This window comes from Dyadobacter ginsengisoli DSM 21015, from assembly GCF_059568735.1.
Map to the genome: position 1 here is coordinate 196,069 of NZ_JCANTY010000004.1, position 17,627 is coordinate 213,695.

The following is a 17,627-nucleotide window of genomic DNA, read 5'->3' on the forward strand; positions in this document are numbered from 1 at the left end:
AAATTAAAACGCAAGGATTTTCACCGGAACTTTTCAAAAAGACCGCTTTTACAAAAACATTACCGGATTTTTACAATCGCAACACCGACATATGCAAAGTCTTGCCGCTTAACAACTAAGTCCGCGGCTCCCCTGCGGGAATAAACACATGGAATACCGATCCTACGCCGGGAGTTCCTTCTGCGACAATGTATCCATGGTGGTTCTGGGCGATCTTCTTGCAGATCGCCAGCCCAATGCCGGTACCTTCATACTCGTTTCTACCGTGAAGCCTTTGGAACAAGTCAAAAATACGGTTTTCGTAACGCTGGTCAAAGCCGATCCCATTGTCTGCCACGCTGATCTGCCAGAATTCGCCGTCCTCGCTGGCTTCGGTCATTTGAGACGTCACCCGTACGACCGGCGCGCGTTCCGGGCTGCTGTATTTGATACCGTTGCTAATGAGGTTCTGCATCAGTTGATGGAACTGCACGGGAATTACATTCAATGACGGAAGCTTGTCAACTTCGACGACCGCGCCCTTTTCGCTGATCAATTCTTCCAGGTCGCTCTTGACCTCGTCCATAATCAGATTCAGGTCCGTATACACCAATTTGAAGTTAACACCGCTTGTCCCGGAATAGCTCAGCAAGGCCTCGATCAGCTTTTGCATACGCGCGGAGGCGGCAATGATCCTCGAAAAGTAGTCCCTGGTATTTTCTGAAAAATACTGAGATTCCTTTTCCATGATCCGGCTGCTGAACGCGCGGATCTTGCGCAATGGCTCCTGTAAATCGTGCGAAGCCACGTAGCTGAAAGAAGCAAGCTCCTCGTTGTTACGGCGCAGTTCCATATTTTTTTGATGCAACGTGTCGTTCAGCTCGATATCCTTGGTCACATCCTGCAATGCGCCGATCATCAGTTGGTTATCATCCTCCCTTATAAAATTGCCGCTCAGCCTGAAATGCCTGACACTTCCGTTTTTGGTGATAACCCGATAGGTATTCTGCACGATAACCTTTGTTTCATACGCCCTGATCCCGTCCCGGATAGCCTGGTGGCGGTCATCGGGGTGCAGAAAAGACAAAATTTGCTCAAACGACGGGGTAAACTCCCGGGGCGCATAACCGACCAGCCGGAAAAGGTTATCCGAACATTCCAGCTCGTTGGTAGCCACATTCCACGCGTAACTGCCCATGCCGGCATTCTCTTCCGAATGTTTGAAGATGGAGTTCTGGATTTTAAGCTGACGGTTAAGATCTTTCAGTTTCAGATCCGCTTTTAGCTCATCGGATATATTCCGGGCCGTCACGGTCACGCTGTCGCCCAGCTTCTCAATGGAAGCGTCGAACCAGAAAATCTGGCCGTCGCGGCGTAGATCAATCTGATAAGTATCCGGCTCCCCCGTCTCGATACATCGAACCAGTTTTTCAAAAACGCCATTGCGAAAAATGCCTGGATAAACCTCCCGGCAAGTTCGTCCGACGATCTCCGCTCCACTCTTCCCGACCTGCGAGAATGTATCTTCATTGGAGTAAGCAATTCTGAAATCCATAATCTTACCTGCCTCATTCCGGACTGCCTCATACGATGCAATGCTATCACCGGCCGTGTTCAGGATCGCCTGCAGAAACTGTTCCGACCTTTTCAGCTGCTGTGTACGCTCCTCCACCTTCCTTTCCAGTTGCTCCGAGAAGGTTTTCTGATCGTGAATGTCCATACAGCCTCCCACGTACCCAATAAAAGTGCCATTACCGGTAAATCTTGGCACTCCTTTATCCCAGATCCAGCGGTACTCACCGTCATGCCTTCTAAGACGATAATCCATACTGAACTCTTTGCGGGCGTCGAAATGAGAAGTATAAATGGCAATACAACGGTCGAAGTCATCCGGATGCACACCTTCCGCCCAACCATTTCCCTGCTCTTGCTCGAAAGTCCTTCCCGTAAAATCCAGCCATCCTTTGTTAAAAAAATAGCAAAGCTTATCGGGTCCGGAGAGCCATATGAGCACAGGGGCCGTATCGGCGATAGCCCGGAAACGGTCTTCTGTTTCCTGTATACGCGCCTGCATATCCGTACCGGCCGCTTGCATCAGCCGCACGGCATCCAGTTCTGCTTTCAGTTCTTCAATGCGCTTCTGCAACGCATCCGCTTCTGGATTCATATAGGGGTTCGCCAGTTCAACACCTACCAATTTACGCCGACCGCCACGAAATAGCAAAGCAGGGGAGTTGAATAAGCGTAAGATCCTTCGTACATTGAAAAATCGACCGGCACAACCGGTTCACAGAACCCACTCGTTTTTAGAACATTCACATATTTTCTGGCAATAATGGCCCCGTTTTTTGAGTAAAAAAACCAGAAACTGCCTTACATTTAAGCGAATTAATTCTACGGTTCACGATATGGGATCCAAGTTTTCCACAGAGTCTCTCGAGATGGTGATTGCAGGCGTCAACGCCGGGATCTGGGACTGGGTATTCGAAACAAACCACCAGGTTTGGTCCGACCGCTTCTTTGAACTGCTCGAATACGACCCGGGAGAGATTCCGACCGGTTATGAATCGTTTACGGAGTTACTTGTACATCCCGACGACAAGCAGATCGTTGCAGAGGCGATCCGGGAACAACTGGAGAACAATATACCTTACCTGGTACATGTCCGGTTGAAAACCAAAAAGAGCGGTTATCGCTATTTTGAATGCCGGGGCAATGTACGGTTCGAAAACGGACGGCCCGAACGGATGGTGGGATCGGTCGCGGATATTCATGAAAATGTAATGCAAAAAGAGCAACCCGGGAAGCTCGACGGTGTTTTACAGGATCTGACCCAACGTAAGCTGGTGGAAGAAAAGCTGAGCGTTATCTTCCAATATTCCACTGATGCGCATTTGCTGCTGGATAAGACAGGGATCATGGATTGTAATGAGGCCGCTGTCAAAATGTTGCGTTGCACAAACAAAAGCGAGTTGCTTTCAATCCATCCAGCCCGCTTTTCACCGGAGTTCCAGCCTGATGGCAGACTGTCATCCGAAAAATCCGTGGAAATGGACCGGCTGGCATACGAAAATGGCTATAACCGTTTTGAATGGATTCACAAAAGAATGGATGGTGAGGAATTTCCGGTGGAAGTCACCCTCAACCCGGTCATGATCAATAACAAGAAGGTCCTGTTGGTGGTATGGCATGATATTACCCACCGGAAGCGTGCCGAGGAAGTAATTCGCCGCAATGAAGCGATGCTGTCTGAATCCCAGCAACTCACCCATAGTGGCAGTTGGGAGGCAGATCTGCTGACCGGGCAGAATTTTTGGTCCGACGAGGCATTCCGCATATTCGGCTTTGAACCTGGCCAGGCGGGGCCGGAAACGGAGTTATTCTCCCGCATGATCCATCCGGACGACCTGCCAAAATACAAATCCCATATTCGTGACGCAATCAACGACCTCCAACCTGCCAGTTTCGACCTCCGCATTGTATTGCCCAACGGCCGGGTAAAATTCATTCACGCGATCGGCAAACCATTCATTGACGCCAGTGGCAGGGTCACCAAGCTCTATGGCGCGATTATGGACATCGACGATCAGAAGAAAACCGAACGGGAACTCATCAAGGCGAAGGAACTGGCAGAAGCCGCTGCCATTGCCAAATCGCAGTTTCTTTCGACCATGAGCCACGAGATACGAACCCCTATGAACGCGGTGATCGGTTTCACCCATTTGCTCTTACAGCAGAACCCGAAACCTGAGCAGATGGAGTACCTGAACATCCTGAAGTTCTCCGCAGAAAACCTCCTGGTACTGATCAACGACATTCTGGATTTCAGCAAAATAGAAGCGGGAAAGATCGAATTTGAAGAGGTCGATTTCAATGTTCTTTCATTGCTGGAAAACATTCGCTCCGGCATTCTGCAAAAGGCCAATGAAAAAGGGATTATGCTGAGACTGAAAGTCGCGAATGATGTCAACATTACGGTGATTGGCGACCCTGTACGACTGGGACAGATTTTGACCAACCTGGTCAGCAATGCTGTTAAATTCACAGAAACGGGGAAAGTGACCCTCTCGGCAGCTGTTTCAGACCGTAAAGACGAGCAGGTCACCATCAACTTCCGCGTGGAAGATACCGGTATCGGTATTCCACATGATAAAATCGAAAACATTTTCGACAGCTTTACGCAGGCTACTTCCGACACCACCCGCAAATATGGTGGCTCCGGTCTCGGTCTCACCATTACCAAGCGGCTCCTCGAACTGCAGCAGAGCAGCATCCATGTGGAAAGCGAACCAGGCAAAGGTTCTGCTTTCTATTTCAGTCTCACATTCCGTGTTAGCGAAAAGCATCTGGCCAAACACGTTAACGGACCTGCCACCAACCATTTCAACCTCAACGGAATGAAAGTCCTCATCGTGGAGGACAATAATATCAATGTCCTGCTGATGAAGAATTTTATGAAGCAGTGGGAGGTACAATACGACCTGGCTGAAAACGGACTCATTGCCCTGGAAAAGGTGCAGGCTAATGACTATGACCTTGTACTGATGGACCTTCAGATGCCAGAAATGGATGGTTATGAAGCTACCTCCCGCATTCGGCAACTTCCGGAAGAAAAGTACCGGCAACTACCTATTATCGCCCTTACTGCCTCCGCCATGATGGATATCAAAGACATTGCATTTACAGTAGGCATGAATGATTATATCAGCAAACCATTTTCTCCCGCTGAGCTGTATGCCAAGATTGCTTCCTACCGAAAGAAGTGACGTGATTCGCTGACCGAGTCGGTCGGTGCCTTCCCGGAGGTGGCAGTCGAAACTTCTCCTTTTTGCACTCTCCAGATACCCTTCCGACTTAAATTTCCTACCCTGACCGCTTTACCAACTTCTGCCCCGAAAAGCCATGGGTCGCAAAACCTCAGGACTACGCAAATAGCGAGCAGAACCATTGCCCAGACAGGCGATTTTACATCATATTTCATGGGCAATAATTCAGGAGATGGCTTTTAAAATGATAGCCTAATTTCCATTCTCCGTCGTGACATCCAAACAAATATTGATTAATCGAAATATGTCACTTATTCAAAGGATAAAAAGAGAGCCCGTGGTGATGGCACAGGCTCTCTTTTCTGATTAAATTCAATTCACAGGTCGTGGTTGATAATCACTTTCTGCGACTCATGTGTACCGTCTTTATATTCAGTCAAAAGAATATAGATGCCGGTTGGTAGCTTTTCTACATTGATTTCTTCGGAGAAATTGGGAATCTCTGCCGCAACTTGACCAGAAGAATTCAAAAGCCGCATTACGTTAATCCCTTCGAACTGACCGTGCAGCAGTATTTTAGTCGAGGCAGGATTGGGATAAATGCTGATCAAATTCCGTAACGACTGTGCATCGAAGGCCACTGCCCGAATATTGCTGTAAGCATAGGTATCGTCAATGTCAATCATTTTCAACCGGTACAGGTTTTTGCCAGCCAAGGGCTTCCAGTCGCTAAAATCATAACGATTTTCCTGGCCCGACGTCCCCCGGGTTGCTATCTCGCCTATAACCTCCCAGTTCTTACCATCTGCACTTCTATGGATCTCAAAAGTTTTGCTATCGATTTCCTCAGCGGTTGACCATTCCATATATGTGTGCTCCTCGACACGTTTTGCTGAAAAGCTGGTGAGCGTCACAGGCAAAGGCGTGCTTTCATTCAGGCTCCAACCTGCTGAGAATGCACTGACATAACGCCATGGGCTATATACCTGTCCGGTTATAGCCGTCACCGGATCAAACTTGGTCCTGGCTCTCACTTTTGTTGCCTTACCCAATTTTGCGACGACGTCTTTCAATTCAAGGGTAAACGTTCCCAAATCAGTGTAAGCCCCCTGCTGGGCAGTCGACTGCGTGCTGTTCGTGATGGGTGAGTTGGAGAAGCCTTCCCCTTCTTTCCTGGACTCCCAGACCAACTTCCCTTTCGTGCGACCCAGAAAAGACTTTTCCTGCAACCCGATTCCAAAATCGGTTTTGGAAATGCTGCTGTGTTCTATCAGTGTACTCAGATCGGAGTTGTAAAGCACGAGATTATTCCTTGTTCCCGCGGCGCTACCCAGGTTCCCCAGATACACAAACGCGCCCCCTTCATTATTTTGAACGTTAGTATAATGGTCCGCGCCGACGATTACATCACTGTATCCGTCACCATTGATATCCCCGGCACTGCCCACCGAGAGACCAAAATCTGCTCCAACCTGACCTAAATTGATGGTACCTGCTGCCACAGAAGCGATTCCCGAACCAGAACCATGATATATAAAAACGGCTCCTTCGTTTCCTGCTCCCAGGTTATAGTTACGCGCTCCAACGATCACATCGCTATAACCATCCCCATTCACATCCCCCGCACTGGCAGAAGCGCTCCCCATCCATGAACCACTCTGGTTACTATCCAATATTCTAACCGAAGCCAGATCCAGGCCGGTTGATTTCCCCTGGTAAACCAGCGCAGCCCCTTCTTCGAGCTCTCCGTTAAAGTATCGATAGGCACCGATCACAACATCTCCATAACCATCTCCATTGATGTCGCCTGCACTCGATACCGACGATCCCAGGCCGGCTCCCAGCTGGTCTCCCCAAAACGTTTGAGGCGAATCATAAATCAACCCGTTTTTTGAGCCGTAGTAGATGCTTACCATTCCTTCTTCCGTCTGCGTTTTGGTATAAAGAACTGCACTCACCACGATATCACTAAAGCCGTCCCCATTGATGTCACCCGCACCGTTCACCGCGTAGCCCATCACTGCAAGAGATTGGTCCGCCTCGATCATCTTCTCGGGTACCAAACTGACTCCCTGTTCGGATCCGTGATAAACAAATGCGGCTCCCTCATCTATCTGATCATTGTCATAAAGTAAAGCACCTACAATTACATCACCATACCCATCTCCGTTCACATCACCTGCACCGGCAACCGAATTCCCATAAGCCCCGTCGGCCTGATCGGCATCCAATATCAGTTGCCACCAACCAAAACTAACGCCGGTGGAAGAACCCTTGAGAACGAATGCTGCTCCTTCTTTTGCTTCACCATTGTCATAACCAGGCGCACCGATGATCACATCACTGTATCCATCCCCATTCATATCTCCCGCGCAACTTACGGAGTAACCCATCTGAGCGTCTTTAAAATCCCCCTCAATACTTCCTCCCGGGAACAACAATCCTGAGATGCTGCCATGAAAGACAAAAGCTGCACCCTCGTTTTCTTCCCCCTGATCAAAGTAGGGCGCTCCGACGATCACATCACTGAAACCATCCCCATTCACATCTCCCGCACTCGACACGGAATACCCGAAAGATGCCTCTGCCTGATTCATTTCTTTTGTGATCTTGAATGTGGTGCTGGCACTGCTCGCCGAGCCGTGATACACAAATGCAGCCCCTTCATCTGTATTTCCATTGTCGTATGTGTAAGCACCTGTAACAATATCACTGTAACCGTCTCCGTTGACATCGCCCGCACTGGCCACGGAGAAACCCATATTGGCACTAGCCTGATCACCTTCAATAACAGATGCAGCTTCTGTTTTCACACCAGGCAGGGAACCGTGAAATACAAGTGCAGCCCCTTCATTGCTCTGTCCGTTTGTATAATTGGAAGCACCTACGATTACATCGCTAAAATTATCCCCGTTTACATCCCCGGCACAAGCAACGGAATTCCCGACCCCGGCGTCAGCATCTATCAAAGTCAGCGTTGCAGCCGCGGAGGCACTTACACCTACACCCGAACCATGAAATACAAATGCGGCGCCGTCGTCCTCCCTGAATTTGTTGGCCCCAACGATAACGTCGCTATATCCATCGCCATTCACGTCACCTGCACCGGCTACAGAGAATCCCATATTAGCCGAAGAATTAGCCCAGAGTGTGACGGAATACATCAGACCAGCAGCAGCAGAGCCATGAAACACCAGGGCTGCACCGGTAGTATTAGATGCCATGGGGTTCTTATAACCAATGGATCCAACGATCATGTCGCTAAATCCATCGCCATTGACATCCCCCGCGCAAGCTACTGAAAAGCCTAACAATGCGTCCTGCCGATTACTTTGTACAAAGTCAAAAGTGGCATTTGCCGCACCGGTAGACGACCCATAGTAAGCAAAGACTAAACCTTCATTGTCCTCTCCCAGATCATAAAACGGAGCACCAATCAGCACATCGCTATATCCGTCTCCATTAATGTCTCCTCCCGTGGAAACGGAATATCCGAGATTTGCCGACGCCTGGCCCCGCTCGATCAGTGTGGAGACGGATTGCGAGAGACCAGATAAGCCTCCATAGTAAACAAATGCTACACCTTCTTCTGCCGCTCCATGGCTGTACTTAGGTGCACCAACGATCACATCGCTGAATCCATCCTGATTAACGTCACCGGCACCACCCACAGAGAAACCAAAATTAGCCCCGGGCTGATTTCCTTCGAGCATTGTTGCCGCTGTGCTGGATATTCCTGATGAAGATCCATAATAAATAAATGCTGCCCCCTCGTTTGCCTCCCCATTGTCGTATGCATAGGCTCCGGCTACCACATCGCTGTACCCGTCCCCGTTAATATCTCCTCCACTCGTTACCGAGCAGCCAAGTCCTGCAATGTCCTGCCCGCTTTCCACTGTAGCTGCGGCATTCGTGGGATTTCCGTTTTTTACAATGGGATCTATGGTTACCGGATAAGCCGCATGCCGGACGTCGACATCCAGGTGAATTTCATTGTTTACATAAGATAAAGAGGCTTCGAGTACTTTGCCGTTGGCGTCCCAGCAATGGATATCATCATAAATCAGCTGCTGCTGCCTGCCTCCTTCATTTCGCGAATACATACGCAGCTGACTGTTTTTCATATCTTCTACGATCAACCCTTCAGCTTTCAGGTGTACTGCGAGCTGACTTGTCCCTGCCGGCGCATGATCTATCAGGAAATTCTGGCGAATCCCTTCCTTACTATTGATAAATTCTTCCTTGAAACCATGATGCTCGATGATCAGTTTATTGGCTGATTCTTGCTGAAATGCGTCTTTTTGAGGATTGTATAGTTTTCTTCCATCTGCATATATTCCGTTATTGATTAATTTAAACTGAAAGTGATTCCCATTTGACTCTCTACGCCTCTGAATACGCAAAACGCCGGGCTCATAATAAGCTCGGAGGTCTTGCTCACGGTTGGGACTTTGTAAGCGCCCTTTCACATCTGTCGAGATATGATATTCCCGCTCCGCGATCATTTCCATAATCTTCCCTTTGTCTTCAACGGCATTCTCCTGTACCGCTTTTTGAGAAATTTGCTTACTACCCTTGTGATGACTCACACTTCCTTCAAACCCGGGGTTACTTTTCGGCACCTCTTTTCCCTGTAGCAAGGCCAACAGGAAAAGCATCGGAATGACTTTAAGTCCGCTACTCTTTTTCATCTTCATAAAACGTTTGTTTGAATAAAATACCAGTCATCTTGCCATCTGGCGAGTCAAGAAAAGACAACTTGGGGTCTGGCAAACTGATTTCATAAATCAATGATCAACGGAACATGATCAATGAGCTAATGGCAAACTGTCAGACTTGAAATCAATCATTCGGGAACGGTAATATGTAGTCTGGCCTCAAAATAAGATGCTGGATGAAACGTAGTCTCAGACACCCCGACTACCGCAGGATATTTTAGCTTTTGCCGAAAGATCAGCGATTCGTTTGTTTCCTATTTGTGTCATATAGATTACAGCGATTTATTAACTCATGCATAGAAGCTGGTATCAGACTCTATGCTCGGGTGTTGAACTAACCGGTGCATACCAAAAAACAAGCAAATGAAAAAACTCTATCTGACCATCCTCACGGGCGCCTTCTCCTCTTCTTTATTTGCCCAAAGCATTTCCCCCGGCGGCATCTTCGCCGCCAGCGGCAGCAACTCTGCCAATGGCGTCAGCGTCAATTGGGTACTGGGTACCCTCAATACTTTCTCTGAGCTTTCGGCATTGCCCGTGCGGTTGGTTAGTTTCGAGGGCCATCTGACTGAAAATGGGCTGGCAGAACTCAGATGGAAAACAATAGAAGAGGTTAACAACCTGGGTTTTGAGATCCAGAAGTCCGCAGATGCCAAAACCTGGGAGCTCACAGGGTGGGTGGATGGTGCTGCCAGCTCCAAAATGGAACACAGCTACCGGTTCATCGACGAGGAATTCAATACCACCAGCTATTACCGTCTGCGCCAGGTTGATTCCGATGATTCTTACACATACAGCAAAATCGTCCGCATCATTCCGGAAAAAGAAAGCCTCGACCGCTTCTACGTTTATCCTAACCCGTCACGCGAAAATAAAGTATTGGTACAGGTGCCTGAAAAAACACAACGGCTCTTTCTCTTCGATCAAAACGGACATAAACTCGGTCAGTTCGACGCTCCAAACCCGGAAAAGATCCTCACCTTACCATACACCGGTTCATTTTTGCTTCAAATCGACACGCCGGTCGGGAGTAAAACCACCAGACTGATTTATCATTGAGGGTTAAGTGGGGTTTGACGGAGGCCGCTGTTTCAGCGGTCTTCGTTTTGTTTTAAGCCTGCAAATCAAAACCTGTCGCTGGCGCATCAATTTCTTTATCCTACCTGTCTGCCATGCAGGATGTTGTATCAAAAAGTAGTAGTAATCGTTAATCTGATCCCAATATGCAGCACAGAATCTTTACATTGTTAATACTATCAGTCCTGGTCTCTCTACCGACTACAGCCACTGCACAGGCACCCCACAAGTTTACCTTTCAGGGAATTGCTCTCGACGATGCTCTTCAGCCGGTACAGAATGCCTCTATCACCGTCAGGGTCAACATTATCCAAACCCAGCCGCTGGGTCCGGTTGTATTCGAAGAACTCCATACCGTTCAAACGGATCAGAACGGACTGTTCACAGTGATAGTCGGCACAGCCGGAGGAGATCTTTCTCAGATTGATTGGCCATATGACACCTTCTTTCTCAAAGCGGAAGTCGATGTTCAAAACAATGATAAGTTCCATTTTGTTGGCATGAGTCAGTTGCTGAGTGTGCCATATTCCCTATACTCCAATGAATCCGGCAAATGGAAAGACGGCGATCCCATTTTACAAAAGGGAGACCTGAATGCCGGTTCACCTCTTCCTCCCGTCGGCGCTGGATCGAGACTGATCTGGCATCCTGGGAAAGGGGCATTTAGAGCAGGCATAAACGTCTCCCACTGGGAAGACACTGACCTTGGTAAGGGCTCGTTGGCATCCGGTTTAAACACCAAAGCTTCCGGAAATTTTTCCGTGGCATTGGGTGATCGTTCGGCGGCGACAGGCGACTACGCTTTCTCGGTCGGCTCTATTTCCGAATCACTCGGGGAGTCGTCCGTTTCAATGGGTTATTCCGCGTCTGCACACCAAATGCATTCTATTGCCATCGGTCACACCGCGCAAGCATATAGTCCTTTTTCCATCGCCATCGGGTTCAAAACAGCAGCTATGGGTAACCACGCCGTGGCCCTTGGTCATCATACCGTTGCGAAAGCGCCCTATAGCCTCGCGGTTGGTCTTTACAATAACTCGTTCGATCAACCCAATGGAAGCTCGACCGACAGGCTCTTTCAGATCGGCAACGGCTTGGACATCAATAACCGTAACAATGCGATGACTGTCCTGCGAAACGGGAATGTCGGGATCGGCGGAAAGGCAGTCCTACCCGAATTCCTGCTCGATGTGGCATCGCGAATGCGGATTCGTCACGACGGCATGACAGCAGGGCTTTACCTCAATAATTCGCAGAACAATCCGGAGGGCTTTGTAGGTATGAAAACGGATAGCCAGATCGGCTTCTATCTCAATGGTGCCTGGCGGTTCTGGGTCGATGACAAAGGCTTTGCCTGGACGCCTTTCGGGCAACTGGGATTCTCATCCTCAGATAAAAGACTTAAAACGAACATCCGGCCGGTGCGGGGCAGCCTGGAAGCCGTCAGCCAGATAAGCGGCTACCATTATAACTGGATCGATACACGTCGCGGAACCGACCTGCAAACCGGAGTGATTGCCCAGGAAGTTGAAAAGTACTTTCCCGAGTTGATACAACATGATGAAAAGGGTTTCAAGACCGTCAACTACACCGGCTTGATCCACACCTGATTGAGTCGGTAAAGGAGCTCAAGAGCCAGACAGATGAAATTGCCAGCCTGAAAAAAGAACTGAGTGAATTAAAGAGTGTGGTCAGCCACAATTTGGACAGCAAGATGATCCCCAAAAGTACCTCGATCGGAAAATAGCGAACTGCCAGGGATGTAACCGTTATGGAGGGAAGCCGAACCGGCTTTCATTTCTCTTTTGAATTCTATTGCGGTGTTTACTACGAATGCAGCACCTCCGGCATGTCCTTCCTGAAATCTTCGCCGTAAATGCGGTTGTATTCCCGCGCAAAGTTTTCAAAAGTCGTCTTGGCCAGTGAATGCTTACCTAAATGCGCGAGTGCCTTGCATTTCAGGATCATGGCCTCTTCGTTTACAGGGTCAAAATAGAAAACATAATTTGCCAGTTTCACCAAAAATTCGGCATCGTCGGCTATTTTGATGGAAGTGGCATAGCGTAGGTAGGCATCCACAATCTCGTTCGAAATCTCGGACTTGAAGGTATCGAGCCATTCGTATTCTACATTCGAGAGAAAATTGCCGCGCTTGGTAATTCCCGCCAGTTCAACGATACTCTGTTTATCGAGTAGTTTTCTGTTACCAATCAGCGCAAGGTAATGGGTGTAATCAACCTGGATCCTCTCGTAATCTATTTTAATCCGCCAGTAGCCCGTTTCTTTCGACACCTGGCAATACTTCATTTTATCCAGAATCGCTTTGAGCTTGGCAATGTTCACCGAGCGGTTGTTACGAGCGCTTTCAGAAGGTTTATCGAACCACAGCAACTCCTTTAACTTCTCGGAACTGATGCCGTCCCACCGGATCGAATAGAGCAGGATCACCAGAAAGAGCTCTTTCACCAATGGGCTGAACTGCTTCGTGATTTCGTTCCCCTCCTCGTCATACAATTGCAGGTTACCAAAGAGCAGAATACAGCTTTTGTAAGGAATGGCCCTTTCATTTTCACCTGGCCCTTCAGGAGCAATTTCCATGGCTTGCCCGGTGTGGACCGGATCTTCAACAGTTACCGCATGCGCAGCAGGCATACCTGGGGAAGTGATCAGCGTGTTGCCGCCTCTCCCGAAAAAATATCTGTACAGCATATAGGCCGCCCCCGATGCAAGGATCAACATACCTGCAATCCACAATGCCCGGCGACCAGGACCGGACGCCGCGGCCGTCTGCGGCGGTGCTATTTCGAGCGGCGGTGCGTACAGCGAATAAATGGATACCTTCGTCTGGAGATTGGCATCGCGGAAAAGGGTCACGGCCACAAAACGGCCGTTGGCCTTGTCATAGAAAAGGTCTGCGAACGATTCAATATCGACAAACTGATAGGGTACTTTCGAGCCTACCGCTTTAAATTCCGGTCGATTGAGCGATCCTTTGATCAACTGAAGTTCGGAACTGAATTTGTGTTTGGGAAAAATCAAGGCATAATAGGAGCTATCCTGCTCATTGACAATCATGGAATTGGCAAACACAAAATCTTCTTTGGGCGTCTGAAACTCGAAAATTCTCCTGAACGTCCGCTTTTGCCGGTCGAAGTACAGCAAGTCGTACCAGTTACGCGGATTCAGCATTTGCTGCCCCGTGGAACTCCCATATCCCCCTATCACGTAGGCACCTCCATGTGTAGCCCCCAACGCCGCCAGGTATCGGGGTGTGAAAACAGAATCCTTCAGATCCAGCTGCTGCCATGTCGCAGTAGGTAAATGATAGCGTTGCACTTCCCTTTTATACGCCAGATGCCCATATCCTCCCAAGACATAAATGGACGAGTCGGAGGGAGAAAGAAACTTGTTGGCATGCAGATAGTAGGTTTTGGCCTGCGGGGGAATATTGCTTTTGTCCCAGCTCCTGTTGACCGTATCGAACGCGGACACCTGTTTTTCATTCACAAAAACATTGTAAAGCCGGTTTGTCCGGGAATCGAACAACACCTGGTTATCGACGTAAACAGGTTGCGTTCCACTCCGGTAAGGCATTGTCACCCTGCGGTTTCCGGCCAGGGAGAAACGTACCAGCGAGTCCTGCCCTACCACAAACACATTACTGCTTTTTTCATCAAAACCCACTCTGACATATCCTTTCAGCGTGACGGTTTCCAGCAGTTTCCATTCGTAATGTAATTTCTTGATCCACACCGGATTGGCAGCCAGCGCCGCTTTTCCCGTCACCTCTTCCGTGGCTTTTAGTCCGTCGGTCTCGTTGAGGGGCCAGCTGTAAATCACTTGCCCGTCTTCCCGTAACGCCACGTGCCTGATCTTCATCGGCGGTACGTCAGTAGTCCGGAACTCCTTATACTCGTTGGCGCCGAAGAGTATTTTGTAACAGCTTTTGGGTGCATACCTGACAGGCTGGGAGAAACTGCGGTTACCGTACACCACGGTGATCTGTTGTTTTTCCTTCTGAAAGCGCAGGGTAATACGGTTCCATTTCGAGAACAGGTCATCACCATGAAAATCAAATGAGACCGGGGAAAACTGCTCACCGATGATCAGCTTGAAGTGATTTTGCCCCACCGAGCTATTGTCGTAAATGAGGTCTATATTCTGCTGATCATCGGCAAGCACCCGTACGATATATCCGAAATACGTCTTTTTGTTGCGTAGGAAAGACAGTTCAAACGACAGCTCGAAATCCCCGCCAATGCAAATGGGTCCTTCGGGGCTCAGGTCCAGCCCGGTGCGCTTGTCCTGCACGACCTCGAAGCTCTCAAAGCCAATCCCATAAGATTGAGCATAGCTGTGATTGAGCAGGCCGGCAAGCAGAAACGAACACGTAAAAAACAAAATAGACCTGAATTTCATAAGAGTGGGTTGGAGAGAAAACCGGCAAAAAGTTTCCTCCTGCAATGCATTTAAGGGTTCCGTTAATCGATTGTTAAGTTTTTCTTAAGTAGCGTCCGTTTATTTAGCACTTGTTTTCCAACCTGCTCTTGGACGATACTGATTTAAAGTTAAACAATAACCAGGGTTTTTAATAACCTGCCGAACACATCCCGTTTTTCCAGGAAAGCCCGGTTCTAACAGTTAACTATACGCTTCAAAACAAAAACAACCCGAAATATAAGCGCCGAAACTGCAATTAAAATTTGATTAAGCATGATTCAATCTTTGAAAAACCTGACAACCTCCTCGTTCGTACTTGCCATTTGCTTTCACTCCTTCAACGCACCTGCACAACAGATCCCTGAAAAAGACAACCTGAAATATGTCGACCTGCGTGTCGGCAATGTAGGCCAGCTCCTGGAACCAACCCGCCCGACCATCCAACTTCCCAACCAGATGATGCGGGTGTTCCCGGTCCGCCAGGATTATCTCGACGACCAGATCGCCAGTTTTCCAGCCATTGTCGTATCGCACCGGCTGGGACAGGCGTTTGCATTGCGCCCTTCCGTCCAGCCCGTGACGGCTTCTGCATGGAAAAAGAAAATGACTTACGATCACGATCTGGAAGTTTTGAAACCCTATTACTATTCCACCTACCTGATTGACGACGAAGTCAGAGTGGAATTTGTGCCCGGAAAAAAGACCGGCATTTACCGTTTTACATTTCCTGAGAAAGGCGACAAAAGCATCCTCTTCGATCTTTACAACGGTGGTGAAGGCTCATGGAAATTCAATGAAGGCCAGGAACTCGTCGCGCAGGAAATTTATCATGACGACATTCCGGTCTATTTGTATGGCACATTCAGTCAAAAGGGCAAAACCGGCTCGCTGAGTAGCGATAAAGTGGTTTCAAGTGATGAAGCCAAAGGAAAAAGAGCGAAAGCCTGGATCGCATTCCCGGAAAATCTCTCGACCGTAGAATTCAGGTACGCAATTTCATACGTCAGTCCCGAACAGGCAAAGAAAAATTTCGAAGCTGAAGTAAAAACTTCCGGTTTTGAAGATTTGAAGCAGGCGGGTGCGCAGATTTGGGCCAAAACGATCGGCCAAATCACCGTGGAAGGCGGCACCGAAGCGCAGAAACGCAGCTTTTATTCATCGCTATACCGAACCTATGAGCGGATGGTGGATATTACCGAGGGCAATCAGTATTACAGTGGCTTCGACAAGAAAATCCACACCACTAGCCGGCCATTCTACGTGGATGACTGGACCTGGGACACTTATCTTGCACACCATCCGCTACGCGTGATCCTGAATCCTGCCCAGGAAGAGGACATACTGCAATCGTTTGTAAATATGTACGAGCAAAGCGGCTGGATGCCAACATTCCCCGTTCTCTTCGGCGACCATGCATGTATGAACGGCTTCCACTCGTCGGTAACCTTGCTGGATGGGTATCGCAAAGGCCTGAAAAATTTTGACATTGCCAGGGCCTATGAGGGCATAAAAAAGAATGCGGAACAGGCAACGATGCTCCCCTGGCGCAATGGCCCCAAATGTGAGCTTGACGATATTTATCATTCCAAAGGTTTCTTTCCTGCATTAAAACCCGGTGAGAAAGAAATGGTAAAACTCGTGGACGGATTTGAAAAGCGGCAGGCGGTAGCAGTTACCCTTGGAGGCAGTTACGACGACTGGGCCGTGGGCGAATTTGCCAAAGACCTTGGCCACCAGGCCGACCACCAGAAATTCCATGCGAGGGCTTCTAATTACAAGAACTTGTGGAACAATGACAAAAACATGTTTATTCCCAAAGACAGCCAAGGCAAATGGATTTCCATCGATCCTAAATTCGACGGCGGAATGGGAGGCCGGGACTTTTATGACGAGAATAACGGCTGGACTTACAAATGGCAGGTGCAACACGATGTGAAGGGGCTAATCGGCTTGATGGGCGGCAAAAAGCAATTCGAAAATAACCTCGACCAGCTTTACCGGGAAGATCTTGGAAGAAGCAAGTATGAGTTCTGGGGTAAATTCCCTGACGCAACGGGCCTGGTAGGGCAATATTCAATGGGTAACGAACCCAGTTTTCACATTCCTTACCTGTACAATTTCACCGACGCTCCATGGAAAACGCAAAAGCGCATTCGTTTCCTATTGGATGTGTGGTTCAAGGACAACATTTTCGGTATTCCCGGTGACGAGGACGGCGGTGGTATGACGGCATTCGTCGTGTTCTCATCCATGGGCTTCTACCCAATAACGCCCGGTTTACCGACGTACACCATCGGCAGCCCCGTGTTCGAAAAAATCGCGATCGACCTGCCCAATGGCAAGCAATTCAAAGTCATCGCCAAAAACTGCTCAGTAGTCAACAAATACATTCAAAGCGCCAAAATGAATGGCAAATCCCTGAACACACCCACTTTCTCTCATAGCGAGCTAGTGTCCGGAGGCACCCTTGAACTGGAAATGGGCCCGATGCCGAATAAGAGCTGGGGGCTTAATGAATGACCAATGATTGAATGATTGAATAAACTGCTGTGACAACAGCGAATGAGCGAATTCTGAATATCGGAACCCGCTATTTAATGAAACCTATGACTAGGATGAATTCAGTAAAAAACGATTCGCTCGCCCA

The 17,627-nt window shown here is 48.7% G+C and carries 7 protein-coding genes; 4 read left to right on the plus strand and 3 right to left on the minus strand.

From position 1 onward, the window contains the following. Window positions 1–115: 115 nt before the first annotated feature. Window positions 116–2,146 (minus strand): PAS domain-containing sensor histidine kinase, encoded by a 2,031-nt coding sequence (locus tag BP71_RS16020; RefSeq protein WP_496380916.1) that lies wholly within the window; start codon window positions 2,144–2,146, stop codon window positions 116–118. Between the two features lie 241 nt (window positions 2,147–2,387). On the opposite strand from BP71_RS16020, the gene BP71_RS16025 reads away from it, so the two are divergent. After that, window positions 2,388–4,745: a PAS domain-containing hybrid sensor histidine kinase/response regulator gene (locus BP71_RS16025; protein WP_496380919.1), complete on the plus strand. Its 2,358-nt coding sequence runs from the start codon at window positions 2,388–2,390 to the stop codon at window positions 4,743–4,745. 377 nt (window positions 4,746–5,122) lie between these two features. Here BP71_RS16025 and BP71_RS16030 read toward each other — a convergent pair whose 3' ends face one another. Further along, window positions 5,123–9,442 (minus strand): FG-GAP-like repeat-containing protein, encoded by a 4,320-nt coding sequence (locus tag BP71_RS16030; protein ID WP_496380920.1) that lies wholly within the window; start codon window positions 9,440–9,442, stop codon window positions 5,123–5,125. 384 nt (window positions 9,443–9,826) lie between these two features. Here BP71_RS16030 and BP71_RS16035 point away from each other — a divergent pair, with 384 nt between their 5' ends. Both BP71_RS16035 and BP71_RS16040 read left to right on the plus strand, forming a co-directional pair. After that, window positions 9,827–10,522, plus strand: coding sequence for a T9SS type A sorting domain-containing protein (locus tag BP71_RS16035; protein ID WP_496380922.1), 696 nt, complete (start codon window positions 9,827–9,829; stop codon window positions 10,520–10,522). A 164-nt stretch (window positions 10,523–10,686) separates the two neighbouring features. Further along, window positions 10,687–12,150 (plus strand): tail fiber domain-containing protein, encoded by a 1,464-nt coding sequence (locus BP71_RS16040; RefSeq protein WP_496380924.1) that lies wholly within the window; start codon window positions 10,687–10,689, stop codon window positions 12,148–12,150. Window positions 12,151–12,367: 217 nt separating this feature from the next. On the opposite strand, the gene BP71_RS16045 is transcribed toward BP71_RS16040, so the two are convergent. Further along, complete coding sequence (locus tag BP71_RS16045; protein WP_496380926.1) at window positions 12,368–14,959, minus strand: galactose oxidase; 2,592 nt, start codon at window positions 14,957–14,959, stop codon at window positions 12,368–12,370. 294 nt (window positions 14,960–15,253) lie between these two features. On the opposite strand from BP71_RS16045, the gene BP71_RS16050 reads away from it, so the two are divergent. Next, complete coding sequence (locus BP71_RS16050) at window positions 15,254–17,500, plus strand: GH92 family glycosyl hydrolase (protein ID WP_496380928.1); 2,247 nt, start codon at window positions 15,254–15,256, stop codon at window positions 17,498–17,500. The last annotated feature ends 127 nt before the right edge of the window (window positions 17,501–17,627 follow it).

Bases quoted from the DNA above. Each gene is read 5' to 3' on its own strand.
- BP71_RS16045 (WP_496380926.1), bottom strand. From the start codon at position 14,959: ATGAAATTCAGGTCTATTTTGTTTTTTACGTGTTCGTTTCTGCTTGCC.
- BP71_RS16030 (WP_496380920.1), bottom strand. From the start codon at position 9,442: ATGAAGATGAAAAAGAGTAGCGGACTTAAAGTCATTCCGATGCTTTTC.
- BP71_RS16025 (WP_496380919.1), top strand. From the start codon at position 2,388: ATGGGATCCAAGTTTTCCACAGAGTCTCTCGAGATGGTGATTGCAGGC.
- BP71_RS16040 (WP_496380924.1), top strand. From the start codon at position 10,687: ATGCAGCACAGAATCTTTACATTGTTAATACTATCAGTCCTGGTCTCT.
- BP71_RS16035 (WP_496380922.1), top strand. From the start codon at position 9,827: ATGAAAAAACTCTATCTGACCATCCTCACGGGCGCCTTCTCCTCTTCT.
- BP71_RS16020 (WP_496380916.1), bottom strand. From the start codon at position 2,146: ATGAATCCAGAAGCGGATGCGTTGCAGAAGCGCATTGAAGAACTGAAA.
- BP71_RS16050 (WP_496380928.1), top strand. From the start codon at position 15,254: ATGATTCAATCTTTGAAAAACCTGACAACCTCCTCGTTCGTACTTGCC.